Origin of the sequence: Caballeronia sordidicola (genome assembly GCF_001544455.2) — a bacterium.
Taxonomy (GTDB): Bacteria; Pseudomonadota; Gammaproteobacteria; order Burkholderiales; family Burkholderiaceae; genus Caballeronia; species Caballeronia sordidicola.
Genome location: NZ_FCOC02000036.1, coordinates 1 through 24,107, shown reverse-complemented (window position 1 = coordinate 24,107; position 24,107 = coordinate 1). Strand labels below are relative to the sequence as shown.

At 59.7% G+C, this 24,107-nt stretch carries 22 protein-coding genes; 13 read left to right on the top strand and 9 right to left on the bottom strand.

Going from position 1 to position 24,107, the window contains the following annotated elements:
• Positions 1-3: 3 nt before the first annotated feature.
• The 8 genes from AWB64_RS29745 to clpS form a co-directional block, all read right to left on the bottom strand.
• The gene (locus AWB64_RS29745) at positions 4-978 is read right to left on the bottom strand and encodes a tagatose kinase (RefSeq protein WP_060859002.1); all 975 of its coding nucleotides are present in this window, start codon (positions 976-978) and stop codon (positions 4-6) included.
• Positions 971-1,963, bottom strand: coding sequence for an ABC transporter permease (locus AWB64_RS29740; RefSeq protein WP_060859001.1), 993 nt, complete (start codon positions 1,961-1,963; stop codon positions 971-973). The genes AWB64_RS29745 and AWB64_RS29740 overlap by 8 nt, the downstream gene beginning before the upstream one ends.
• Positions 1,960-3,486 (bottom strand): sugar ABC transporter ATP-binding protein, encoded by a 1,527-nt coding sequence (locus tag AWB64_RS29735; protein ID WP_060859000.1) that lies wholly within the window; start codon positions 3,484-3,486, stop codon positions 1,960-1,962. Before AWB64_RS29735 ends, AWB64_RS29740 begins: the two co-directional genes overlap by 4 nt.
• Positions 3,483-4,370, bottom strand: coding sequence for a substrate-binding domain-containing protein (locus AWB64_RS29730; protein WP_060858999.1), 888 nt, complete (start codon positions 4,368-4,370; stop codon positions 3,483-3,485). Before AWB64_RS29730 ends, AWB64_RS29735 begins: the two co-directional genes overlap by 4 nt.
• A gap of 21 nt (positions 4,371-4,391) precedes the next feature.
• Positions 4,392-5,204 (bottom strand): DeoR/GlpR family DNA-binding transcription regulator, encoded by an 813-nt coding sequence (locus AWB64_RS29725; RefSeq protein ID WP_060858998.1) that lies wholly within the window; start codon positions 5,202-5,204, stop codon positions 4,392-4,394.
• A 105-nt stretch (positions 5,205-5,309) separates the two neighbouring features.
• On the bottom strand, positions 5,310-6,683 hold the full coding sequence (locus AWB64_RS29720) for an amino acid permease (protein ID WP_060858997.1): 1,374 nt from the start codon (positions 6,681-6,683) through the stop codon (positions 5,310-5,312).
• A 142-nt stretch (positions 6,684-6,825) separates the two neighbouring features.
• Positions 6,826-9,126 carry an ATP-dependent Clp protease ATP-binding subunit ClpA gene (gene clpA, locus AWB64_RS29715; RefSeq protein WP_060858996.1) on the bottom strand — a complete coding sequence of 767 codons (2,301 nt, stop codon included), beginning with the start codon at positions 9,124-9,126 and terminating at the stop codon, positions 6,826-6,828.
• Entirely contained in the window at positions 9,123-9,437 is a 315-nt protein-coding gene (gene clpS / locus AWB64_RS29710; protein WP_031359828.1) for an ATP-dependent Clp protease adapter ClpS, read from the bottom strand. The genes clpA and clpS overlap by 4 nt, the downstream gene beginning before the upstream one ends.
• A gap of 616 nt (positions 9,438-10,053) precedes the next feature.
• Between clpS and AWB64_RS29705 the strand changes: the two genes are divergently transcribed.
• The 3 genes from AWB64_RS29705 (at position 10,054) to AWB64_RS29695 (ending at position 10,990) form a co-directional block, all read left to right on the top strand.
• Positions 10,054-10,260: a cold-shock protein gene (locus AWB64_RS29705; protein ID WP_035497884.1), complete on the top strand. Its 207-nt coding sequence runs from the start codon at positions 10,054-10,056 to the stop codon at positions 10,258-10,260.
• A 133-nt stretch (positions 10,261-10,393) separates the two neighbouring features.
• Positions 10,394-10,693: a type II toxin-antitoxin system RelE/ParE family toxin gene (locus AWB64_RS29700; protein ID WP_060858995.1), complete on the top strand. Its 300-nt coding sequence runs from the start codon at positions 10,394-10,396 to the stop codon at positions 10,691-10,693.
• A gap of 3 nt (positions 10,694-10,696) precedes the next feature.
• Positions 10,697-10,990, top strand: coding sequence for an addiction module antidote protein (locus AWB64_RS29695; protein WP_060858994.1), 294 nt, complete (start codon positions 10,697-10,699; stop codon positions 10,988-10,990).
• Between the two features lie 50 nt (positions 10,991-11,040).
• On the opposite strand, the gene icd is transcribed toward AWB64_RS29695, so the two are convergent.
• Positions 11,041-12,294, bottom strand: coding sequence for an NADP-dependent isocitrate dehydrogenase (icd, locus tag AWB64_RS29690; RefSeq protein ID WP_060858993.1), 1,254 nt, complete (start codon positions 12,292-12,294; stop codon positions 11,041-11,043).
• Positions 12,295-12,638: 344 nt separating this feature from the next.
• Between icd and AWB64_RS29685 the strand changes: the two genes are divergently transcribed.
• From AWB64_RS29685 to AWB64_RS29635, 10 genes are all read left to right on the top strand, one after another.
• Positions 12,639-13,208 (top strand): pseudouridine synthase, encoded by a 570-nt coding sequence (locus tag AWB64_RS29685; protein ID WP_060858992.1) that lies wholly within the window; start codon positions 12,639-12,641, stop codon positions 13,206-13,208.
• Between the two features lie 364 nt (positions 13,209-13,572).
• Positions 13,573-13,767: a hypothetical protein gene (locus tag AWB64_RS29675; RefSeq protein ID WP_060858990.1), complete on the top strand. Its 195-nt coding sequence runs from the start codon at positions 13,573-13,575 to the stop codon at positions 13,765-13,767.
• 140 nt (positions 13,768-13,907) lie between these two features.
• Positions 13,908-14,471 (top strand): DUF192 domain-containing protein, encoded by a 564-nt coding sequence (locus AWB64_RS29670; protein WP_082850685.1) that lies wholly within the window; start codon positions 13,908-13,910, stop codon positions 14,469-14,471.
• Positions 14,472-14,789: 318 nt separating this feature from the next.
• A complete protein-coding gene (gene fusA, locus AWB64_RS29665) occupies positions 14,790-16,895 on the top strand; it encodes an elongation factor G (RefSeq protein WP_060858989.1) in 2,106 nt (701 codons plus the stop codon).
• 125 nt (positions 16,896-17,020) lie between these two features.
• Complete coding sequence (locus AWB64_RS29660) at positions 17,021-17,515, top strand: cupin domain-containing protein (protein ID WP_060859010.1); 495 nt, start codon at positions 17,021-17,023, stop codon at positions 17,513-17,515.
• A gap of 260 nt (positions 17,516-17,775) precedes the next feature.
• Complete coding sequence (locus AWB64_RS29655) at positions 17,776-19,452, top strand: ABC transporter substrate-binding protein (protein WP_060858988.1); 1,677 nt, start codon at positions 17,776-17,778, stop codon at positions 19,450-19,452.
• Between the two features lie 32 nt (positions 19,453-19,484).
• The gene (locus tag AWB64_RS29650) at positions 19,485-20,507 is read left to right on the top strand and encodes an ABC transporter permease (protein ID WP_060858987.1); all 1,023 of its coding nucleotides are present in this window, start codon (positions 19,485-19,487) and stop codon (positions 20,505-20,507) included.
• Positions 20,504-21,367 (top strand): ABC transporter permease, encoded by an 864-nt coding sequence (locus AWB64_RS29645; protein WP_060858986.1) that lies wholly within the window; start codon positions 20,504-20,506, stop codon positions 21,365-21,367. Before AWB64_RS29650 ends, AWB64_RS29645 begins: the two co-directional genes overlap by 4 nt.
• Positions 21,364-23,436 (top strand): ABC transporter ATP-binding protein, encoded by a 2,073-nt coding sequence (locus AWB64_RS29640; protein ID WP_060858985.1) that lies wholly within the window; start codon positions 21,364-21,366, stop codon positions 23,434-23,436. Before AWB64_RS29645 ends, AWB64_RS29640 begins: the two co-directional genes overlap by 4 nt.
• A gap of 98 nt (positions 23,437-23,534) precedes the next feature.
• Entirely contained in the window at positions 23,535-23,957 is a 423-nt protein-coding gene (locus AWB64_RS29635; protein ID WP_060858984.1) for a Rap1a/Tai family immunity protein, read from the top strand.
• Positions 23,958-24,107 lie beyond the last annotated feature (150 nt).

Here is a 24,107-nt window from a genome sequence, read left to right as displayed (position 1 = left end):
ACATCACTCCGTGGTTGCCTTTGCCAAAAACGCATCGAGTTCGGCGAAGGTCGCCGTGCCTTCCATCGGGCCTTTCACGCCGACCGCGCGCGCGCCGCTCGCGCTCGCGTATTTGAGCGCTGTGTCCACGTCCTTCCCTTGCGCGCGGCAACTGATGTATGTCGCGCCGAAACAATCGCCCGCGCCGGTTGGATCGAGTTCCTCGACCTTGAACGCCGGGCGATGCGTCTCGCCGTTGGCATCGAAAAAACTGCAGCCTTGTGCGCCGCGCTTCACCACCACTTCCTTCACGCCGCGCTTCAGAAGTTCATCGATAGCGCCGCGCTCCGACGTCACGCTCGCGAGCAGCGTCACTTCGTGGCCGCTGGGCAGGAAGACATCGGTGTAGTCGAGGATGAAATCGAGCGCATCGCGCATCTCCGGAATCCGCAGCATTTCCTTGCGGATATTCGGGTCGAAACTGACCGTGCCGCCGTTCTTCTTCACCGTTTCGATAGCCTGTTTCATGGCCTCGATGATCCTGAACGAAAACAGCGACGACCCCATCACGTGGAAATTGCCGCAGTTCGCGAGCAGGTCTCCCCGCAGGTTCGCCACCGACAACTGCGCCGACGCGCTGTTCGTGATGTTGTAGATGAAATCGCGATCGCCGTCTTCGCGATACGTGACAAACGCGCTGCCGGTAGTCGCGTCCTTCAGCACGGCAATACCGGAAACGTCCACGCCATCGGCGCGCAGGCGTTCGACGTTGAGCACGCCAAAGTCGTCGTCGCCAACGCAGCCGATCATGGCGCAGGGGCTGCCGAGCTTCGCAACCTGATCGATGAAAATCGCGGGCGCGCCGCTTGCAAACGGTCCAATCAGCGTGCCCGGTTCGCTAAACCGCTGGCCAATTTGAGTGGCCATGATCTCGACCAGGATCTCGCCCATCGCGACGATGGTGCCGGCCTTCGAGGGAACACCGTTTGAGTTAGGCATGACGTTTCTTCGTTTGAACATCGATACACACCGCGACCAGAATCACGATGCCTTTCACGATGAGTTGATAGAAATAGGGAACGCTCAGCAGGTTCATGCCGTTGTTGATGACGCCAATGATCAGCGCGCCGATCAGCGTTCCGGTGATCGTTCCATAACCGCCCGAGAGGCTCGTTCCGCCAAGCACGGCCGCGGCGATGGCATCGAGTTCATAACCAATTCCCGCGTTCGGTTGCGCCGAATAAAGCCGCGACGTCATCAGCACGCCGCCAATGCTCGCAAGCAAGCCGGAGATCATGAAGATCATGATCCGCAGGCGGTCGACATCGATACCCGAGTACAGCGCCGCCTCGCGATTGCCGCCCGCCAGATACGCCTTGCGCCCGAATACGGTACGCGAGAGCACGAAGTGATTCAACAGCAGCAGGACCGCTAGAATCCAGATAGGCAGCGGAATGCCGAGCACGGCGCCGTTGCCGAGAAAAGCGAAGGCGTCGTTGTCAATTGAAATGGGCACGCCGTTCGACGTCAGGTACGCGAAGCCGCGAAACACGCCCATGGTGGCGACCGTGACAATGAACGAGGGAATGGTGAGCAACGCGGACAGCGAACCGTTGATGGCGCCGAGAACCAGCCCCGTGCCCATGGCGGCGAGCACGGCCATGAACGGCGACGCGCCATGCTCCAGCGCAAACGCGCAGACCGTGCCGACCAGCGCCATGGTCGCGCCGACGGACAAGTCGATATCACCGAGCAGCAGCACGTAGGTCATGCCAAAGCCGAGTATCGCGATGATGGACACCTGCATCACGACATTCAGCAGGTTGTTCACGGACATGAAGTTGGGCGACAGCGCCCAGAAAAATCCGCACAGCACGATCAGGCCGACAACGATGCCGCCGTAGTGCTTGAGTGCGCGATTGAACACGCCGCTTGCGTGCGTGCGCCGCTTCGCCGCCGCGCCGCTGAGTTGAGTCGGGTTCATGCTGTTGTGGCTCCCGTCGCGTACGACATCACTTCTTCCTGCGTTGGACTTGCTGCGCTGAATTCATGGACGACGCGCTTCTCACGCATCACGACCAGCCGGTCGCTCATGGCAAGCGCTTCCGGTAGTTCCGATGAAACGAGAATGATCGCGGTCCCGCTTGCCGCGAGTTCCCGGATCACCCGATAAATTTCGAATTTCGCGCCGACGTCGACACCGCGCGTGGGTTCATCGAGGATCAGCACTTTGGGTTTTAGCGCCAGCCATTTCGAGAACACGACCTTCTGCTGATTGCCGCCGCTCAGGTTTCCAACGGCCTGAAACGGACCCGACGCGCGGATGTTCATGCGCGTGATGGCGTTCGCGGTTTCATCGCGTTCGAAGCGGCGGTTCAGGATGCCAAAACGCGAGCCATGCTCCTCGAAACTTGCCATCGTGACGTTGTTCGCAATGGAATGCATCAGCACGAGCCCTTCGTGCTTGCGGTCCTCGGTCACGAACGCAATGCCCTCGCGAATCGCGTGCGCGGGATTGCGCAGCTTGAGACGCTTGCCGCTCATTAGAATCTCGCCGCTCGGCCGGCCAATGCCGAACAACGCCTTCATCACGTCCGACCTTCCCGCGCCGATCAAGCCGAAGAAGCCGAGAATCTCGCCCGCGTGAATCTGGAAGCTGATGTTCTCGAACAGGCCGGGCAACGTCAGGTTGCTTACCTTCAACAACGGCAACGACGGACGTAAATAAGGCGTCTCGCGGCGCGGATACACGTCGTTCATTTCGCGGCCGACCATCATTGCAATCAACGCGCCAATGCTCGTCTGATCCTTCTGCAACGTCGCGATGTAGCGGCCATCGCGCATGACCGAGATGTCGTCGGAGATGCGCATGATCTCGTCCATCCGGTGCGAGATATAGACAACAGCCGCGCCCTTCGCCGTCAGCTTCGTGACGATATGAAACAGGATTTCCGCCTCGCGGTCACTGAGCGAAGACGTGGGTTCGTCCATGATCACAAGCGATGCATCGCGGCTCAGCGCCTTCGCGATTTCCACGAGCTGACGCTGCGCCATTGAAAGACGCGACACGGGCGCGGTTGCATCGATATCAATGCCGAGGTCGTCGAGCAAGACCTGCGCTTGTGCGTATAAACGCTTGAAATCGACCACGCCGAAACGGCGCGGCTCATGCCCCGCATAGATGTTTTCAGCCACGCTCAGGTTCTTCGCGAGACTCAGTTCCTGATAGATGATCGCAATGCCCGCCTTCTGCGACTCGCCAGGATCGGCGAATGCAACCGGTGCGCCGTTCATGAATATCTCGCCACGCGTAGGCGCGTGAACGCCCGCGAGAATCTTCATCAACGTCGATTTTCCTGCGCCGTTTTCACCGAGCAGCGTATGCACGCGGCCCGGCAAGATGACCAGCGATACGTCCTTGATCGCCTCGACCGGACCAAACGACTTCGCGATACCGCAAAGCTCAAGAAGAGCCTGAGCAGCGCGAGGTTTCAACGCGGTATTCATTTCACTGATGCATTCAGATACTGCCCCGGCGTCACCGGCTGCAGCTTCGGCACCGTTTGCTTGGCGGCAACTTTCACCGCCGTGTCCACCGCGAGCGCGCCCATCTTGTCCGGATACTGGCGGATAACGCCAACGAAGTTCGGGTTTTTATCGACCGCTGCTCGCGCTTCCGGCATGCCGTCGAAGCCGATCACCTTCACCTTGTTCCCCGCCGACTTGCCCGCGACCGCTGCAGCCATTGCAGCGTCATCGCCGAAACCGAAGATGCCCGCGAGGTCAGGATTCGCCTGCAGCATGTTTTGCGCGGCGCTCAACGCGTCGGCACGCGTGATACCCGGCTGGATCGCGACAATCTTTACGTCCGGACACGCGGCGAGCGCTTTCTTGAAACCCGTCACGCGGTCGATCACCGATTGAATCGTCGGGTAGTCGATCACGCCAACCTTGCCCTTGCCGCCGAGCACCTTGCACATCAGCGCGCCGGCTTGCAGGCCGCCGGCGTAGTTATCGGTGGCGATATGGGACGCGACTTCAACACCTGCCGCGCTGATATCCACGGTGATGACCGGAATGCCGGCCTTCTCCGCTGTCAGCACCGCCGCTTTCACGCCTTTGGAATCAACCGGCGAGATCACGATTACATCGACCTTCTTCGTGACGAAATCCTGCACGTCGGCAATCTGCTTGCTCAGGTCCTGGTTCGCAATCGCAATATCGATCTGCGCGTGATCCTTTGCGGCTTCGGCTTTCATCGCGTTGGCGAGTTCGACGTAGAACGGGTGTTGTTGCGTAAGCAGCGACGCCCCAATCTTGACGTCGGCGGCGTGAGCGGCCGTGGCGGTGACAGCGGTAACGAGAACGGCCAGCAGTGAACGACGAAACATGAAAATGTCTCCTGATATTGTTTAGGGTTGCTGATTACGAAATTCGAGAATCCCTTCTTCCCGCCGGTTCACATCGAGCCCGGCCTTGAGAATCAGGTCGAGCGTGGGCGGGTCGATGGCGTCATCAAGCACGAGTCCGCCCAGGCGGCTTACATGGCAAAACGCCCGGCCCTCGCCTTGCAACGCGGGCTGGTAAGCCACGACGACTATCCGCTTGGCGTTCTTCAGCGCAGCTTTATGGACGTCGGCAAGACGTGCATCGGCGCACAGCAGGTTGCCTTCACGATCAAAACCCATCGCTTCGAGCACCGCCAGATCCAGCGATAAAGCCGACAGCGAGCGCTCGGCGTCGGGCCCGAGCAGCACGGTGGAATCGTCGTCGAGAGAACCGCCTGAGAGCCGTAACTCGCAGCGCATGAACCGCTGGACCGTCGGCACCATGGCGATGTCGTTGAGCGTCAGCGCCAGATTCGAGCGATCCGCGAGCAGCGGCAAAAGCTTGTGCGTGATGACACCGGCGCCAATGAACACGGACGCATGGTCATCGATAAAATCCGCCGCCAGGCGGGCAATCGCCATATCGGAAGCTTGCCGCGTCGCGCTTGCGGACACCGCCGACAACACGTTTTCACCCGGCCGCTGCGCCACATAACGCGCCTTGCCGAACGCACGAATGAGATAACGCTGCTGCTCGAGGTAATTCAGGTCCGAGCGAATGGTGACGCTCGACACGTCGAACGCGGCAGCCAGTTCATCGACGGAAACCTCGCCCCGCTTGCGGACAAGCTCGACAATTCGCAGACGCCGATGAAGCGAGTTTTTGTTAGCCAACACGGGAGAGCCGCCTTTGCACTTTCGTTTCGAAAGATTCTAGTTTCGAAACGAAAGAGACGCAAAGCGCTTTTAGTCGGTGTTTACCCGCGTCTCGCAGGGTTTCGTTTACATGCGTTTCCGATACCAGACGGCATAAGTGCCAACGAGCACGGCCATGAACGCCAGTCCATAGACGAGCGTCATACGGAATTCATTAGTGAACGCAGTCGTGACCATGATCGCCGCCATGAGACCCGCCCCAAGCAGGCTGCCAACCGGATGCAGCACCATACGGAACGACAGCGCGGGGCCGGTGTAACGGGCGCGAAAGAAGAGATGTGTGACGAAGATCATCAGCCAGGCGAACATTGCGCCGAAGATGGCGAGCGACATCATCAGGCCGAAGGCCATCGCCGGCCAGAACGCAGTCAGAATTGTCGCAAGCGCGATACCGATGGTGGAAACCGACAGCGCGGCAGTCGGCACGCCGTTCGCGCTCAGACGCCCGAAACGCGCGGGCGCGTAACCCGCCCGCGACAGGCTGAACATCATGCGCGTGGTGATGTAAAGCTGGCTGTTCATGGCCGAAAGCGCCGCGACCAGCACGACAAAGTTGATCACGCCCGCAGCGTACGGAACGTGCGTGGCCGCCATGACCTTGACGAACGGACTTTCGTCGGTGCTCGCCTGCGTCCATGGGACAATCGCGAGCATCAGCGCCAGCGTGAGCAGATAGAAAAGGACGAGCCGGAAGACAGTCGACCTGAAGGCTTTCGCCACCGCGCGCTGCGGATCACGCGCTTCGCCCGCCGCAACCGCGATGGTCTCGATATTCAGGTAGCTGAAGATCGACACGATCACCGCGAACCACATGCCTTTCAAGCCGTGCGGAAAGAAGCCGCCGTGCGCCGTGAAGTTGCTGAAACCCACGCCGGAAGACATCGGCGCGCCATACACGAACACAGCGCCAAGCAGGATGAACGCCACGATCGCAACGATCTTCAGCATCGAAAACGCGTATTCGATCACGCCGTAGACCTTTACGCTCGCGGCGTTCACGGCAATCAGCGCAGTGGAAAATCCGACGATCCAATACCAGCCCGGCACGTTCGCGAACCAGTACTTCATGAACACGGCAACCGCGCTGACCTCGGTGCCAACGGCGAAAACAACCGCTGACCAATACGCGTACCGCACGAGAAACCCCGCGAGCGGGCCGATGTAAAACTCCGCATACGCGCCGAACGACCCGGACGTCGGGTGCGCGACCGTCATCTCCGCAAGCGCGCCCATCAGCAACAGCGCGATGACCGCGCCAATTGCGTAGCTCAGCAAGACGCTCGGCCCGGCGAAGCCAATCGCAAAGCCGCTGCCAAGAAACAACCCCGTTCCAATCGCCCCGCCAATGGCGATCATCGACATCTGTCCGGCCGTCAGACTCCGGTGCAACCCTTTTTCCCGTTCGACAATGGTCTCGAACGACCCGCGCTTAAAGCTCAAATCAACCTCTTGAAGTCAATATCCGTAACAATCGCGGACACAAAAAAACGAGGCGGCGCGGAAAAGTTCTCCGCGCCGCCTCGCCGATGATGACATACCTTACTCGCGTGTCACCTGACTTCAGTCATCGACCACCGATCATTCATTCAACCTCGACCGCTTCCGGATTCGGATTGCGCGGGACCGGACTTTCGTCGAACGTCAGCGACACCTTGTCGTTTTCGTCCACGTCGACCGTCACGCGACCGCCCGTCATCAGCTTGCCGAACAGCAACTCGTCAGCCAGCGCACGACGGATCGTGTCCTGGATCAGGCGTTGCATTGGCCGTGCGCCCATCAGCGGATCAAAACCATGCTTCGCGAGGTGCTTGCGCAACGCGTCCGTGAAGACCGCGTCGACCTTTTTTTCGTGCAACTGGTCCTCAAGCTGCATCAGGAACTTGTCGACCACGCGCATGATGATTTCTTCATCCAGCGAACGGAAGCTGATGATCTGATCCAGACGATTGCGGAACTCAGGCGTGAACATCCGCTTGATATCGGCCATTTCGTCGCCGGTTTCGCGGCGATTCGTGAACCCGATAACCGATTTCTGCATCGCTTCGGCACCCGCATTCGTCGTCATGATGATGATGACGTTGCGGAAATCCGCCTTGCGACCGTTGTTATCGGTCAGCGTGCCGTGGTCCATGACCTGCAGCAGCACGTTGTAGATATCCGGATGCGCCTTTTCGATTTCGTCCAGCAACAGCACGCAATGCGGCTTCTTCGTGACGGCTTCGGTCAGCAACCCGCCCTGATCGAACCCAACGTATCCCGGCGGCGCGCCAATCAGCCGGCTGACCGCGTGACGTTCCATATACTCGGACATGTCGAAGCGCAGCAATTCAATACCGAGCGTGAACGCCAGTTGCTTCGCGACTTCCGTCTTGCCGACACCCGTGGGCCCGGAGAACAGGAACGCGCCAATCGGCTTGTCCGTCTTGCCGAGACCCGCACGCGCCATCTTGATGGCGGCCGCGAGCGCATCGATAGACTGATCCTGCCCGAACACCACGCTCTTCAGGTCGCGATCAAGCGTCTGCAGCTTGCTGCGATCGTCCTGCGACACGCTTTGCGCCGGCACGCGCGCGATCTTCGAGATAATCTCTTCGATCTCGTTCTTGCCGATAGTCTTCTTCTGCTTCGACTTCGGCAGAATGCGTTGCGCCGCGCCCGCTTCGTCGATCACGTCGATTGCCTTGTCCGGCAAATGACGATCCGTGATGAAACGTGCCGACAATTCGGCCGCAGCGGAAAGCGCACCCGACGAATACTTCACGCCGTGATGTTCTTCGAACCGCGACTTCAGCCCGCGCAAGATCGCGACGGTTTGCTCGACGCTCGGCTCGGCAACATCGACCTTCTGGAAACGACGCGACAACGCCGCGTCTTTTTCGAAGATCCCGCGATATTCCGTGAACGTGGTCGCGCCAATGCACTTCAACTGGCCGGAAGACAACGCCGGTTTCAGCAGGTTCGATGCATCCAGCGTTCCGCCCGATGCCGCGCCCGCGCCAATCAGCGTATGAATCTCGTCGATGAACAACACCGCGTGCGGGCGTTCCTTCAACTCTTTCAAAACCGTCTTGAGCCGCTGCTCAAAGTCGCCGCGGTATTTGGTACCGGCCAGCAACGCGCCCATATCCAGCGAATACACTTGCGCGTCGGCGAGAATATCCGGCACTTCGCCGCGCGTGATGCGCCAGGCAAGCCCTTCGGCGATGGCGGTCTTACCCACGCCAGCCTCGCCGACCAGCAGCGGATTGTTCTTCCGGCGGCGGCACAGCACCTGGACCACGCGCTCCACTTCCAGTTCGCGGCCAATCAGCGGATCGATCTTGCCGTCCTTTGCGAGCTGGTTGAGGTTCTGCGTGAACTGCGCAAGCGGGGTTTCCTTTTGCGCGGCCGCATCTTCCGCTTCCGGGTTCACGTCGCTGCTTGCCTTCGCCGCGTCGCCCGTATTCGTCTTCGCGATGCCGTGCGAGATGAAATTGACGACGTCGAGGCGCGTTACGCCCTGCTGTTGCAGGTAGTAGACGGCATGCGAATCCTTTTCGCCGAAGATGGCGACCAGCACGTTTGCGCCGGTCACTTCCTTCTTACCATTCGACGTGGATTGCACATGCATGATCGCGCGCTGAATCACGCGCTGAAAACCAAGCGTGGGCTGAGTATCGACGTCATCCGTGCCGGGCACGGTGGGCGTATTGTCATGAATGAAATTGCGCAGGTTTTGCCGCAAATCTTCAATGTTTGCTGCGCATGCACGCAACACTTCAGCCGCGGTCGGGTTGTCCAACAAGGCCAGTAAAAGATGCTCGACCGTAATGAACTCGTGCCGCGCCTGACGTGCTTCCATAAACGCCATGTGCAGACTGACTTCCAGTTCCTGGGCAATCATGCTTCCTCCATCACACACTGCAGCGGATGACCCGCTTGCCTCGCGTGGCTAACGACTTGCTCAACTTTGGTCGACGCGATGTCCCGCGTATAGACCCCACAAACTCCCCTGCCTTCGCGATGAACCTTCAGCATGATCTGCGTCGCAGTCTCACGATCTTTATTGAAATGTTCCTGCACAACGAACACGACGAATTCCATCGGCGTGAAATCGTCATTCAGCAGCACCACTTTGTACATGGACGGCTGTTTCAGCTTTTGTTCCTGCCGCTCCAGTACGGTGCCATCCTGCTTGTTGGGATTGATCGCCATACGCCCATTCTAAACAACTCGGACAGGCTCGCCAGCTAGCTCTCGACCCGCTCGCCACCTCGCCAAAACCCCGTTCGCCATAGAGGCCGAATCGATGTCGCCGCACACTTCGTGCAACCTGTCGCTTGCTGAATTCCGCCGGCTCTTTTTACCGAGCCGGCCCGCTTGAAACATCGTTGAATCCAGTATCGCACAGCTCTAAAAAAAACGAATTGTTCACCCTGGTCCGGTATGCACTGATCGCGTCATGAAGGACCGCTGCCGCCATGAATCCTGTGCCGCGCCCCGGTTTTGCCTCGCATATCCCGTGCCGCTTGCCGCCTGTATTGCATGTGCGTCGATTATGCGACTTTTCAAGATGGCGTGCTTGTGCGGCGGGATACGCGCAAAGCGGGAAAAACCCTTGAAATGAGGTCTTTACAACGTCTTTACGACCATCTCAAAATTTTCTTGACACTTGATTTAAGAGATTAAACAATCAAATTGGCACTTTTTTCCGAAGTGTTGCAGGTGAAGAAAGGCCGAGGTGAGCTTGTGAGGAGGGGGCGGTTCACATAGTGGGCCGTCAAGCTTTTCGAGCGTGCTCGTGGTAGCGACGAGAGTAAGAGGGGAAGTGATGTCAACAGGTACGGTCAAATGGTTCAACGACGCGAAAGGCTACGGATTCATCACGCCCGATGAAGGCGGCGAGGATCTGTTTGCACATTTCTCGGCGATACAGATGAATGGTTTCAAGACGCTCAAGGAAGGCCAGAAGGTCAGCTTTGAGATCGTCCAGGGACCGAAGGGTAAACAGGCATCGAACATCCAGGAATCTGCCTGACCGTTCGAAAAAGCGCACTGTCCTCAGACCCGGCCGTTGAGCCGGGTTTTTTGTTGGTGAAGCGGGTTTTACAGCAGTCGAGATTCAGGGGTGCGGCATTGGATCTTCTGTCCCCCATGGATTACAATGCTATATGCTGAATATCCGTACAACAGAAGTTTTCGACCAATGGTTTTCCCGTTTGCGCGACCTGCGCGGAAGGATACGGGTTCAGGCACGCATCGACCGTTTGGCAACTGGCAACCCCGGCGACCATAAGTCGGTGGGCAGTGGAATCAATGAACTGCGGATCAACGAAGGGCCGGGCTATCGCGTGTACTATACCCAGCGCGGTAGCATTCTTGTAGTTTTGCTGTGCGGAGGGGACAAGTCCACGCAGCAAGCTGACATAGAGCGCGCTAAGACCCTTGCAGCAAACCTCGACACGGATTAAACGATGACCAAAGTAAAAACTTCAGCTTGGGATTCTGCCGAGCACTTGCGCACCGAAGAGGAAATGGCGGCGTATCTCGATGCGTGTCTGGAAGAAGCGGGAGACGACCCGAAATTCATTGCCCACGCGCTTGGTGTCATCGCGCGCGCTCGGGGCATGTCGCAACTCGCGCGTGAAACCGGCGTGAAGCGCGAGAGCCTTTACCGTGCGCTTTCCGGCGAAGGTAACCCCGAATTCGCGACAATCTGGAAAGTCGTGCGCGCACTCGGCATCCGTTTGCACGCTTCAACGACCTGATAAAACCCCCGGAGGCGTTCGACCTTCCGGGGGTTCTCGATCTCAACAGTTCACATATTCTCGATCAGCACCTGCCCGAACCCCGAACACGACACCTGCGTCGCGCCTTCCATCTGGCGCGCGAAGTCGTACGTGACGCGCTTTTGCAGGATCGACGCTTCCATCGACCGGATGATAATGTCCGCGGCTTCGGTCCAGCCCATATGGCGCAGCATCATTTCTGCCGAGAGAATCTCCGAACCCGGATTTACGTAGTCCTTGCCCGCGTACTTCGGCGCGGTGCCGTGCGTGGCTTCGAACATGGCGACCGAATCAGACATATTGGCACCCGGCGCAATGCCGATTCCGCCAACTTGCGCCGCCAAGGCGTCGGAAACGTAGTCGCCGTTCAGGTTCAGTGTTGCAATAACGTCATATTCGGCCGGGCGCAACAGAATCTGCTGCAGGAATGCATCGGCAATTACGTCTTTTAGCACGATGTCATTGCCCTTCGGGTTCTTGATCTTCATCCACGGGCCGCCATCGATGAGTTCAGCCGCGAATTCCTTTTGCGCCAGCGCATAGCCGAAGTCGCGGAACGCGCCTTCCGTGAACTTCATGATGTTGCCCTTGTGCACGAGCGTGACCGAACTGCGGTTGTTGTCGATGGCGTATTGAATGGCCTTGCGCACCAGGCGTTCCGTGCCTTCACGCGAAACCGGCTTGATACCGATACCCGAGGTATCCGGGAAACGGATCTTCTTCACGCCCATCTCTTCCTGCAGGAACTTGATGATTTTCTTCGCGCCCTCGGACTCCGCGGCCCATTCGATACCGGCGTAGATGTCCTCCGAATTCTCGCGGAAGATGACCATGTTGGTCTTTTCCGGCTCGCGTACCGGCGACGGCACGCCCTTGAAGTACTGCACGGGACGCAGGCACACGTACAGGTCCAGTTGCTGGCGCAGGGCGACGTTCAACGAACGGATACCGCCGCCAACCGGCGTGGTCAGCGGGCCCTTGATCGAGACGACATATTCCTTGAGCACATCCAGCGTTTCGTCCGGCAACCAAACATCCGGGCCGTACACCTTGGTCGCCTTTTCTCCGGCGAAGATTTCCATCCAGTGGATCTTCTTCTTGCCGCCGTACGCTTTCTCCACGGCCGCGTCGACGACCTTGATCATCACCGGCGTGATGTCCACGCCCGTGCCGTCGCCTTCAATGAACGGGATGATCGGCTGGTCGGAAACGTTGAGGGAGTAATCGGCGTTGACGGTGATCTTGTCACCGTCCGTCGGAACCTGGATATGCTGGTACGGCATGATCGACTCCAAAAAAAGCTGGGCTATTTAGATAGGAAAGTGCACAGAATATGATCGGAAATAAGCAAAAATGCGGACGGCCACGCGATTCCGGCGGCCTTTGCAGCAAAGGCCGGGCACGCAATCGAGGCGCTCGGAGCCTATTCTAGCCCACGGTATCGGACGTGCGCCCGGATGGTGCGTTTGCCGGCGCTGCGCACGCGGCGCAACTATCGGTGTTTGGGATGTCGCCACATAGTTCTCATGTCCTATATAAGACACAAGACTCGATAATTTCACCGGGGCATTAAAATCTCGGCCATCGAATATCTCCAGCCAGTTATTAGTGTGATTGCCCCAAAGCCATGCCGCTGATTGCCCTCAACAAACCATTTGGCACGATCTGCCAGTTTTCGGCGCACGAAAAGCATCCGTCGTTGGCTGAATGGGTGAAGACGCCCGGCGTTTATCCCGCGGGACGGCTCGACACCGACAGCGAAGGCCTGCTCCTGCTAACCGACGACGGCGCGCTGCAGGCACGCATTTCAGAACCGCGTCACAAACTTGTGAAACGATACTGGGCGCAGGTAGAAGGCGCGCCCGGTGCCGACGCGCTCGAACGCCTGGCCGCAGGCGTGGATCTTGGGGATTTCGTGACGCGGCCGTGCATGGCGAAGCGGGTTGAATCGGCGGAAGCGCTTTGGCCGCGCACGCCGCCCATTCGATACCGCGCCGCCATTCCGACTACATGGATCGAGTTGTCGATTACCGAAGGACGTAACAGGCAGGTGCGCCGCATGACGGCGGCAGTCGGGTATCCGACTCTGAGGCTGGTACGCGTGGGAATCGGCGCGCTCGATGTATTCAATCTGGAACTCGCGCCCGGCGAGTCGATGAACGTGGCCGTTCGTGCGCCATGGAACGGCATCGGGTAGATGATCTGCGGTTTGTCGCTCGTTCAACATTACGAATTCATTCTCTCCGTTCCATTTATTTCGTTTTCCCAAATAATTTTCCCCATCGGCCCTCCCTTAGCATTCGATAAAAAATTCACGTCAACCGACTTCCACCGTGCGGCGTTATTCGCAGCAGATGCCTTAAAAACGCCGTCCGGCATTAGCGAAGAACTGCAACAAACAGCTGTTTTATGAAGGCTTAACGTAAGGTTCAAGTGCTCGCAGCGGGATCGAAATTTTGTTCGAATCCCCTGTCAACCAAAAGGTGGACGGCTCGTTTACCGACATGACTCCATCGACCGGGTCACAAGGTTAAATCAAACTAAAGCTGAGGATTCACAACATGAACAAACTGATCGCTGCTCTCGTCGCTGGCCTGTTCGCAACGGCTGCATTCGCACAAGCTTCGGCTCCGGAAGCATCGGCTCCTGCAGCTGCTTCGACCGCTCACAAGTCGGCACACAAGAAGTCGACCCACAAGAAGGGCACGCACCACAAGGCAGCTTCGGCTGCTGCAGCTTCGGCCGCGTCGGAGTAAGTCGCATCAATTGGTAATAGATCGCGGCAACGCGACGCTAAAACCAAGTAGTGCTGCCGTGCAAGCGGCATTCAAAGGCAGACACCTTCAAAGGTTCTGCCTTTTTCTTTTTGCACGTGCTCAAGTAACATGCGCCAGTCATGCCGGATCATTCAGTCAACCGGCTTCATATCGTGAGGAGTTTCGCCGTGCGTCTTTCGTGGCTTTCGTTCCGCTCAGTATCATCGTTCGATCTTGGCCGTCTGGTTCGTCGCGCGGTCGTGGCGCTTGCCGTGCCGCTGGTTTCGCTCGCCGCACAGGCCCAGCAAATGCCGCCGGGAGCCAAGCAACCCGGGGATTTTCCGCACACCAAGCTGACGGCCGGCATGTACGTGATCGACGCCGCCATTGCGTCCAACGACGCCGATCGCGAGCAGGGCCTGATGTATCGCACAAAGCTCGCGCCGAATGAAGGCATGCTGTTTGTATTCAACGAGCGCGCGGTGCACTGCTTCTGGATGAAAAACACGTTGATCCCGTTGTCGATTGCATTTATTCGCGAGGACGGCACGGTGACGGATATCGATGAAATGCAGGCCGAGACGGAAAACAACCATTGCCCGCGCAACAACGGTGTGTACGCGCTCGAAATGAGCAAGGGCTGGTTCACGGCGAAGGGAATCAAGCCGGGCATGAAGATTCAAGGCTTGCCGCCCGTCCAGTGATAGAGGAACGGCGCCGAACGGACCATCTCCGCGCCTTCGCACACTGCCCAAGCCGGCCGACGCCTTCAACAGCGCGCCGGCTTTTTGCATTGTGCGCCGCGGGTCCGCGCAGTTTGCGGCAAACGCGTCCCTTCCAGCCTGCCGACAGTTATTTTCAGCGGGCTGGCAAGATTCCTGCAAAGAGAGCGTTGACGCGCTATCCTAATAAACCAGCGAAAACGCCGACAACGCTTCGCTCCGGAGCCGCCAAACCGCCGCTTTCAGCATTGCCCGCCGGTCTGGCATCAAAAAGCTCCATCCAATCAACAGGAGGTTCACGTGCCCCGCAAGACTCCCATCGACCGCTATCGGAATATTGGTATCAGCGCTCATATCGATGCCGGCAAGACCACCACCACCGAACGCATTCTTTTTTACACCGGTGTGAACCACAAAATCGGCGAGGTTCACAACGGCGCGGCGACGATGGACTGGATGGAGCAGGAACAGGAGCGCGGCATCACCATTACTTCCGCCGCCACCACGGCCTTCTGGAAAGGCATGGCCGGGAATTATCCGGAACACCGGATCAACATTATCGATACACCGGGACACGTCGACTTCACCATCGAGGTCGAACGCTCCATGCGCGTGCTCGACGGCGCGTGCATGGTCTACGACTCGGTTGGCGGCGTGCAGCCGCAATCGGAAACCGTCTGGCGTCAGGCGAACAAATACAAGGTGCCGCGCATTGCGTTCGTCAACAAGATGGACCGCGTGGGCGCGGATTTTTTCCGCGTGCAGCGGCAGATTGGCGAGCGCCTGAAGGGTGTCGCCGTGCCCATGCAGATTCCGGTCGGCGCCGAAGACCATTTCCAGGGCGTGATCGATCTGGTCAAGATGAAAGCGATCATCTGGGACGAAGCCAGTCAGGGCGTGCTGTTCGAGTATCAGGACATCCCCGCGAACCTGCTCGCGACCGCCGAGGAATGGCGCGAAAAGATGATCGAAGCTGCAGCGGATGCGAATGAAGCGCTGATGGACAAGTACATCGGCGGCGAGGACATCACCGAGGACGAGATCAAGGCGGCCATCCGTGCACGCACGCTGCGAAGCGAAATCGTGCCCATGTTCTGCGGCAGCGCGTTCAAGAACAAAGGCGTCCAGGCCATGCTCGACGCCGTGATCGACTATCTGCCGTCGCCGGCGGACGTGCCCGCCATCATGGGTGTGGACGAATACGACAAGGAAGCGGAACGTCATCCGACCGACGAAGACCCGTTCGCGGCGCTCGCGTTCAAGATCATGACGGACCCGTTTGTCGGCCAGTTGATCTTTTTCCGCGTGTATTCGGGCGTGGTGAATTCCGGCGATACGGTCTACAACGCGATCAAGGAGAAAAAGGAGCGGCTCGGCCGGATTCTCCAGATGCACGCGAACGAGCGCCAGGAAATCAAGGAAGTGCGCGCCGGGGATATCGCCGCGGCCGTGGGCCTGAAGGAAGCCACGACTGGCGACACGCTGTGCGACCCCGCTCATCCGATCATTCTCGAACGCATGATTTTCCCGGAACCGGTGATCTCCCAGGCCGTCGAGCCGAAGACGAAACCCGACCAGGAAAAAATGGGTATCGCGTTGAATCGCCTCGCGCAGGAAGATCCGTCGTTCCGCGTTCAAACCGACGAGGAATCAGGCCAGACGATCATCTCGGGCATGGGCGAGTTGCACCTGGAAATTCTGGTCGACCGGATGCGGCGTGAATTCGGCGTGGAAGCGACCGTTGGCAAGCCGCAGGTGGCGTATCGCGAGACGATCCGCATTCCGGTCGAGGACGTGGAAGGCAAGTTCGTCAAGCAGTCGGGCGGACGCGGCCAGTACGGTCACGTCGTGATCAAGATGGAACCGCAAAAGCCCGGCGGCGGTTATGAATTTGTCGATGCAATCAAGGGCGGCGTGGTTCCGCGCGAGTACATTCCGGCGGTGGACAAGGGTATTCAGGAGACGCTGAAGGCCGGCGTGCTCGCGGGTTATCCGGTCGTCGACGTGAAGGTGACGCTCACGTTCGGCTCATACCACGACGTGGATTCGAACGAAAACGCGTTCCGCATGGCTGGATCGATGGCGTTCAAGGACGGCATGAGAAAAGCCAAGCCGGTGCTGCTCGAACCGATGATGGCCGTCGAAGTGGAAACGCCCGAGGATTTCATGGGCAACGTGATGGGCGATCTGTCGTCGCGGCGCGGCATTGTCCAGGGCATGGAAGACATTGCGGGCGGCGGCGGCAAGCTGGTTCGCGCCGAAGTGCCGCTGGCCGAAATGTTCGGCTATTCGACCACGCTGCGCTCGCTCACGCAGGGCCGCGCGACCTACACGATGGAATTCAAGCATTACGCCGAGACGCCGAACAACGTCGCGGAAGCCATCGTGAATTCAAAGTCGAAGTAGGCGCCTCAGGTTTTACGCTCGAGGTTTGCCCGTTGCAATGAAGTCCGCTGTTGCCTGCCGGTGGCAGCGGACTTTTTGTTCATGCGTTTATCCATCGTTTATCAATCGGCGAGCCGGGAAAAGAAATGAGCGACGATCATCAGCACGACCATGAACATACCGACTGGCGCGAGCACGGCGTCAAGGTCATCAAGGGCGATCAACTCGATACCAACACCGCGCAAACGCCCGGCATGAACCGCGCGGCGGCGATCAACGCAGCGCGCGTCGGCGCGCAGAAGATCTGGGCGGGGACGGTCACCATCCATCCGAACGCCAAGACCGGCGCGCATCATCATGGCGCGCTTGAAAGCGTGATCTATGTGGTGCGTGGGCAGGCACGCATGAAATGGGGCAATCATCTGGAATTTACGGCGGAAGCCGGCCCCGGGGATTTCATTTTCGTGCCGCCGTACGTGCCGCATCAGGAAATCAACGCGCGAACCGATGAGCCGCTCGAATGCGTCCTCGTGCGCAGCGACAACGAGGCGGTGGTGGTCAATTTGAACATCGACGCGGTCGAACAGCCCGAAGAAGTGTTTTGGGTCGATCCGATTCATAAACATCCGCATCAGCATTGAGCGCGGGCATTCCTACTGCCTTAGCACGATTCCCCGCAAGCTTTTCCGTTGCGGCATCGCCAACGCCGCGCGAACGAATGACCAACGGCAAATTTGCGCCACAAAATTACGTTGCAAAACGCGCAGCGGGATTCGGAACGCGATTTGCTCCGCTAAACTGAATGTGCATCAGACTGTCACCTGAACGCCGGATCTGATCGCGCCGGTGAACAGTGTCGTCGAGTCAAGAACAACAACCGAACCCCGAACCGGACAGCCCGATGAAGAAATCCGCTACCTCGTTTTCTCCCTTCGACTCCGCGCTCGAACAAGCGCGCGCCTCAACGGGAGAACTGGGAAACCACGCTATCGACGAATTCAAGGCCGGCCGGCTTTCCCGGCGCGAGTTGCTGAGGCACGCGAGCCTGCTGGGATTATCCATGGCGGCGGGCGGGTTGCTCGGCATGCCTTCCGCCCGTGCTCAAGCGCCTGCGGGCAAGCCCGGCGCGACGATCCGCGTGGCGCACCTGACGCCCTCGGGCCAGGTCGATCCGCTGACCGTGACCGATCCGGCCGGACTTGCGCTGATTAATCAGACGGGTGAATTCCTTATCGACGACGATGGTCAGGCGCTTGTCCTGCGCCCCTCCCTGGCACTTTCCTGGAAGCCCAACGCGAAGGGCGACGTCTGGACGTTCAAGCTGCGCCCGAACGTGAAGTTCCACGACGGCCAGTCGATGACCGCCAAGGACGTGGCCGCGACGTTCAACCGGCTGGCCGATCCGGCGAGCGGGTCCGCTGCATTGTCGGTGCTGAAAGGCGTATTGTCGAAAGGCGCGGTCAAGGTGATTGACGACATGACGGTCGAGTTTCATCTCGATGCACCGAACGGGAATTTCCCGTACTACGTTTCATCGGATACTTACAACGCCGTGATCCTCCCGGCGAATTTCAGTGGCACGTACGAGAAGTCGTTCCCGGGCACGGGTCCGTTCAAGTTCGAGTCGTACACGCCGAAGGTGGGTGCATCGTTCGTACGGAATCCCGATTACTGGGGCGAGAAAGCGCTGCCGGAACGCATCAAGTTTTCCTTCTACGCCGACGAACAATCGGAATTGCTGGCGTTGCAAGGACGTCAGGCCGACATGATGGGCGATTTCACCGTCCAGGGCGGCCTGAGCATGATGACCAATCCCGAATTCAAGGTGCTTGGCGTGAAATCGAGCGCGCACAGGCAGATGCACATGCGCACCGATACCGGTCCGTTCAAGGACAAGCGCGTGCGTCAGGCGCTGGCGCTCGCGGTGAACCGCGAGGTGATCGTGAAGGGCCTGTTCAAGGGGCACGCGGCGCTGGGCAACGACAGCCCGTTCTCGCCGGTGTTTCCATCGAGCGATCTGAGCGTGCCGCAGCGCAAGCTCGACATTGCCAAAGCCAAGCAATTGCTCGCGGCGGCGGGTGTGCCGAATGGTTTCGATGTCACGCTCACCACTGAAAAGTACATGGAGATTCCCGACCTCGCGGTGGTGATCCAGAACGCGGCGAAGGCAATTGGCATTCGCATCACATTGAAAGTGGAAAGTCAGGAGCTGTATTACGGCGCGGGCACCTTCGGCAAGTCGGACTGGCTGGATTCGCCGCTCGGCATTACGGATTACGGGCATCGCGGCGTGCCGAATGTGTTCCTGAACGCGCCGCTGACGAGCGAAGGCACCTGGAACGCAGCGCATTTCAAGAACCCGCAATACGACAAGCTGGTCGCGGATTTCGTGGCGGCGCTCGACGTGGCGTCGCAGAAAAAGCTGTCCGGGCAAATCCAGAACCTCCTTCTCGATGAAACCCCGGTCGTGATTCCCTATTTCTACGACCAGTTGATTGTCACGCGCGCAAACGTGAAGGGCGTGCGCTTCAACGCCATTTCGCAGTTGTATTTCGAACGCGCGACCATCGGCGCGTAGCTGCAGCCGGGAAACCCAGGACGCTCCGATACATGAACACGGTTTCTCCTCTCGTCGCTTCAAAAGCTGCGCCGCGTCCGGATGCGGGCAGCGCATGGCGCATTGCGCGGTTCATTGGCGTGCGGCTGTTTCTGGCGGCGATTACGCTGTGGCTGCTGTCGGCAATCGTGTTCGCTGGCGGCCAGTTGCTTCCCGGCGACGTGGGCCGTGCAATCCTCGGTCCGCTTGCCGACGCGCGCGCTGTCGCCGCGCTCAATCATCAGCTGGGCGTCGACCGGCCGTTGCTTACGCAATACGCCGGGTGGATCGGGCATTTCCTGCGTGGCGACATGGGCGAGTCCTATTCGTATCGTGCGCCGGTTGCGCCGTTTATTGGCGCCGCGCTGCTCAATTCGGCAAAGCTGGGCGCGCTGGCGTTTATTGTCGTGGTACCGCTCGGGATTGCCGGCGGCGTGTACGCGGCGCTGCACGAAGGCCGGTGGATTGACAGGACGATCAGCATCACGGGGTTGTCGGCGACGGTCGTACCCGAGTTCGTTTCGTCCATCGTGCTGATTTTGATTTTCGGCATCTGGCTGCAATGGCTGCCGATTGAAGCGACGTATCCGCCTGGTTCGAACGTGCTGGTCCAGTTGAAGCACCTGATCCTGCCGGTGCTGCCGCTCGTACTCGTGTTCTTTGGTTACATTGCGCGGATGGCGCGCGCCGGGACCGTGGAAGCACTCGATGCCGACTACACCCGCACCGCAATACTTAAGGGCTTGCCGCGCCGTGTCGTGATCATGCGGCACGTGCTGCGCAATGCGCTGCTGCCGACTGTCACCGTCGCAGCGACGCAGCTTGGGTACATGATCGGCGGCCTCGTGGTCGTGGAAACCTTGTTTCATTACCAGGGTATTGGCTCGTTGATCTACAACGCCGCGAAGGGCAAGGATTTTCCGATGCTCGAAGCTGGTGTGCTGACCATCGGCGTGATTTATACGGCGGCCAATCTGATCGCGGACGCCTTGTATGTCGTGCTCAATCCGCGCTTGCGGGTGAGGAACGCGCAATGAGCACCACAACCGCCGCCCCGGTGCCCTATAAAGCACCACGATACGAGCGCACCAAGGCCCTGCTGCGCTCGCCCACGTTCCTGGTCGGCGCGCTGATCCTGCTGTTCTGGGCCGCGTGTGCAATCGGCGGCCACTGGGTCGTGCCGCAAGACCCTTACGCGTCCGATCCGCTGAACTCCCTCACGCCTCCCGACAGCACGCACTGGTTCGGCACCGACCAGCTCGGCCGCGATGTTTTCGCGCGCGTGATCGTCGGCGCGCGTGACATCCTGACCATCGCGCCCTTGGCCACGTTGCTCGGCACCGTGGCGGGAACGGCGGTGGGCTTGATCGTCGGATATTTCGATGGCTGGGTGGACAACGTGGTCGGCCGCCTGATAGATGCGGTGCTGGCGCTGCCGCTCGTGATCGTCGCCCTTCTCGCGCTCGCCGCCGTGGGCGCAAGCAACTTGACCGTGATTCTCGTGATCGGCATCACCTTCACGCCGATCACCGCCCGCACCGTGCGCGCCGCCGTGTTCGCCGAACGCAATCTCGACTACGTGCTGGCCGCCCAGCTTCGCGGTGAAAACGCGTTCTACATCATGTTCGCGGAAATCCTGCCGAACGTGTTGCAGCCGATCATCGTGGAGACGACCGTGCGGCTCGGCTACGCGATTTTCTCGGTCGCGACGCTGTCGTTCCTTGGCTTCGGGATTCAGCCGCCATCGGCGGATTGGGGACTGGCGCTCTCCGAGTGCTACACGCTGATGGCCGGCGGCGCGTGGTGGACAGTCGTGTTCGACGCCGCCGCGATCGCCTCTCTGGTCGTCGGCGTGAATCTCGTCGCCGATGGCATTCAGGGAGTGCTCGACCGATGAACGGCCCGCCGCCCTCAGCCTTCCCCATCTTCGATGGTTCGAAGAGCGCCGAAACCGATGCGCTGACCATCGTCGGCCTGAGCGTCGCGTACCGCACACGCGGGCGCGACCGCGAGGTCCTGCAAGACATTTCGCTGAGAGTGAAGCGCGGCGAGGCGTACGGACTCGTGGGCGAATCGGGCTGCGGGAAGTCCACGGCCGCCCTCGCCATCCTGCGCTATCTGCCGCGCAACGGCCGCGTGAAGGCGGGCCGGATTTCTATCTCCGGCCACGACATTGCGTCGATGAACGCCGACGCTTTGCGGCACATGCGCGCCAACGCGGTGTCCATGGTGTACCAGGACCCAGGCCGCGCGCTCAATCCATCGCTCACGATTGCGCGGCAAGTGTCGGAGGCATTCGAGCTGGCGGGGTCGTCGGTGAGCGAAGCGCTGGAACGCACCATCGATATCTTGCGGCGTGTGCGCATTTCGTCGCCCGAGCGGGTCATGGAAAGTTATCCGCATCAATTGTCGGGCGGCATGCAGCAGCGCGTGGTGATCGCGATGGCGCTCGCGTGCAATCCGGAACTGCTGATCCTCGATGAACCCACGACCGGGCTGGATGCCACTGTCGAAGCCGAAGTGCTCGACCTGATTGCGCAACTGCGCGAGGAGCTTGGCACGGCGGTGCTTTTCATCAGCCACAACCTGGCGGTGATCGGGCGCATGTGCGATCGCGTGGGCGTGTTGTACGCGGGGAAGCTGGTCGAGGAAGGCGCGACGCGCGATGTCTTCGCGAAGCCGCGGCATCCGTACACGGTCGGGCTGTTGCGTTGCCTTCCGACCGCGGGGCGCAGCAAGGACACGGGGCGGCTCGACACCATTCCCGGGTCGCTGCCGCTGCCGGGAACCGTGACGCAGGGGTGTATCTATGCGCAGCGCTGCAAGCTCGCCGATGACCGCTGCCTGCGTGAAGCGCCGCCGCCTTACAGGGTGGCTGCGGCGCATGGCGATCAGATGTCGCGCTGCCACTATCACGAGCGTGCGGCCGAATTGCCGCGCGCGACGCCCGAAGCACCGGACGCGCACGCGGGCCACGATGAAACGATGATCGCGTTGCGGGCGGTGGGTTTGTCGAAGACGTTTCATGTCGGCGGGGAGTCCATACGCGCCGTACACGATGTATCGATGGAACTCGCGCTCGGCGAGACACTCGGGCTCGTGGGTGAATCGGGAAGCGGGAAAACGACGCTCGCGAAGCTGCTGCTGGGTCTTCTTTCGCCCGACGCCGGCGGTTCGATCGAACTCGATGGCGCGCCGCTCCCCGCGCGCGTGACCAGCCGCAACGACGAGCAGGTGAAGTCGCTGCAGATCGTGTTCCAGAATCCGGACTCGGCTTTGAACCGGGCGCATTCGGTGCGGCGTTTGATCGCGCGGTCACTGTCGAAACTTGGCGCATTGCGCGGCGCCGCGAAGGAAGCGCGTTTGCAGTCGCTGACCGCCGCCGTGCGTTTGCCCGAACGATATTTGAGCTCGCGCACGCGGCAGCTGTCGGGCGGGTTGAAGCAGCGCGTTGCGATTGCGCGGGCGTTTGCGGGCGATCCGCGCGTGGTCGTGTGCGACGAGCCCACTTCCGCGCTCGATGTCTCCGTACAGGCCGCGATCCTGAATCTGCTCGCCGATTTACAGCGCGAACGCGGCGTCAGCTACGTTTTCATCTCGCATGATCTGCATGTGGTGCGGTATTTGTCGGATCGCATTGCGGTGCTCTATCTTGGACGGCTGATGGAAATCGGCCGCGCGGCGGATGTCTTCGATGGGCCGCATCATCCTTATACGGAGGCGCTGTTGTCGTCGGTGCCGGCGCTTGGGGGAACGGGCGTAGCGCGCGAGCGGATCCGTTTGTCGGGCGAGTTGCCGAGCGCGGCGAATCCGCCTTCCGGCTGCGTGTTTCATACGCGCTGTCCGCGCAGGATTGGCGCGATTTGCGAGCAGCAGGAACCGCCGTATGTGGATGCCGGCAGCGGGCACAGGATCCGCTGTCATATTCCGCTGGAAGAGTTGAGGCAGTTGCAGAAAGTCGAGTGAGCCGGGAACGGCGCCTGTTGAACCGGATGGAACGGGATGGAACCAAACGGCGCTCATTCCCTCATATTGACTTCAACGTTCGACACGAGGGATACAACATGAAACGGAACATTTGTGCGGCCTTCGCGGTTGCAATGGCTACGGCGTTTGGAGCTGTCTCCGGCGTGCAGGCGCAGCAGGCCGCACCGCAGACACCTTCCGTCGATCCTAGTTTTTCGGCTTTTACCCTCGTTCAGGAATGCTCGCAGAAGGGCGATAACGTTGCACAAGGGCAATGCGTTGGCGCGGTGCGCGGGATTGTGCGGGGGTATCAGTATGGGGTGCTGTTTCTTGGGCAGCGGTCGCAGTTGAATCCTAACGAGACGCAGAACGTGTCGTTGTGCTTGAGCGGGACGCCGGTTTCTACGCTGGTGGATGAGTTTATCGCCGACGCGAAACAGGTCGATGAAGCAGCGTTGAGGCGGACTCCTGCCGAGGTGGCAGTGCTCGGGTCTGTGCATTCGCACCATGCTTGTATGTAGGCCGTAGTTTTTGGGGGTTGAGGGGGCTACTTTTTGGGGCTTCGCGCGTTCCCTGTTCGTTGTTCCTTTTTAGCACTGTTAGCCACTGTCCGTGGCGGGACTTCATTTCTTTTTCCAACGGCGAAAAAGAAACGAAGCAAAGAAAACGCC

Bases quoted from the DNA above. Each gene is read 5' to 3' on its own strand.
- AWB64_RS29745 (WP_060859002.1), bottom strand. From the start codon at position 978: ATGCCTAACTCAAACGGTGTTCCCTCGAAGGCCGGCACCATCGTCGCG.
- AWB64_RS29740 (WP_060859001.1), bottom strand. From the start codon at position 1,963: ATGAACCCGACTCAACTCAGCGGCGCGGCGGCGAAGCGGCGCACGCAC.
- AWB64_RS29735 (WP_060859000.1), bottom strand. From the start codon at position 3,486: ATGAATACCGCGTTGAAACCTCGCGCTGCTCAGGCTCTTCTTGAGCTT.
- AWB64_RS29730 (WP_060858999.1), bottom strand. From the start codon at position 4,370: ATGTTTCGTCGTTCACTGCTGGCCGTTCTCGTTACCGCTGTCACCGCC.
- clpA (WP_060858996.1), bottom strand. From the start codon at position 9,126: ATGATTGCCCAGGAACTGGAAGTCAGTCTGCACATGGCGTTTATGGAA.
- clpS (WP_031359828.1), bottom strand. From the start codon at position 9,437: ATGGCGATCAATCCCAACAAGCAGGATGGCACCGTACTGGAGCGGCAG.
- AWB64_RS29705 (WP_035497884.1), top strand. From the start codon at position 10,054: ATGTCAACAGGTACGGTCAAATGGTTCAACGACGCGAAAGGCTACGGA.
- AWB64_RS29700 (WP_060858995.1), top strand. From the start codon at position 10,394: ATGCTGAATATCCGTACAACAGAAGTTTTCGACCAATGGTTTTCCCGT.
- AWB64_RS29695 (WP_060858994.1), top strand. From the start codon at position 10,697: ATGACCAAAGTAAAAACTTCAGCTTGGGATTCTGCCGAGCACTTGCGC.
- icd (WP_060858993.1), bottom strand. From the start codon at position 12,294: ATGCCGTACCAGCATATCCAGGTTCCGACGGACGGTGACAAGATCACC.
- AWB64_RS29685 (WP_060858992.1), top strand. From the start codon at position 12,639: ATGCCGCTGATTGCCCTCAACAAACCATTTGGCACGATCTGCCAGTTT.
- AWB64_RS29675 (WP_060858990.1), top strand. From the start codon at position 13,573: ATGAACAAACTGATCGCTGCTCTCGTCGCTGGCCTGTTCGCAACGGCT.
- AWB64_RS29670 (WP_082850685.1), top strand. From the start codon at position 13,908: ATGCCGGATCATTCAGTCAACCGGCTTCATATCGTGAGGAGTTTCGCC.
- AWB64_RS29660 (WP_060859010.1), top strand. From the start codon at position 17,021: ATGAGCGACGATCATCAGCACGACCATGAACATACCGACTGGCGCGAG.
- AWB64_RS29655 (WP_060858988.1), top strand. From the start codon at position 17,776: ATGAAGAAATCCGCTACCTCGTTTTCTCCCTTCGACTCCGCGCTCGAA.
- AWB64_RS29650 (WP_060858987.1), top strand. From the start codon at position 19,485: ATGAACACGGTTTCTCCTCTCGTCGCTTCAAAAGCTGCGCCGCGTCCG.
- AWB64_RS29645 (WP_060858986.1), top strand. From the start codon at position 20,504: ATGAGCACCACAACCGCCGCCCCGGTGCCCTATAAAGCACCACGATAC.
- AWB64_RS29640 (WP_060858985.1), top strand. From the start codon at position 21,364: ATGAACGGCCCGCCGCCCTCAGCCTTCCCCATCTTCGATGGTTCGAAG.
- AWB64_RS29635 (WP_060858984.1), top strand. From the start codon at position 23,535: ATGAAACGGAACATTTGTGCGGCCTTCGCGGTTGCAATGGCTACGGCG.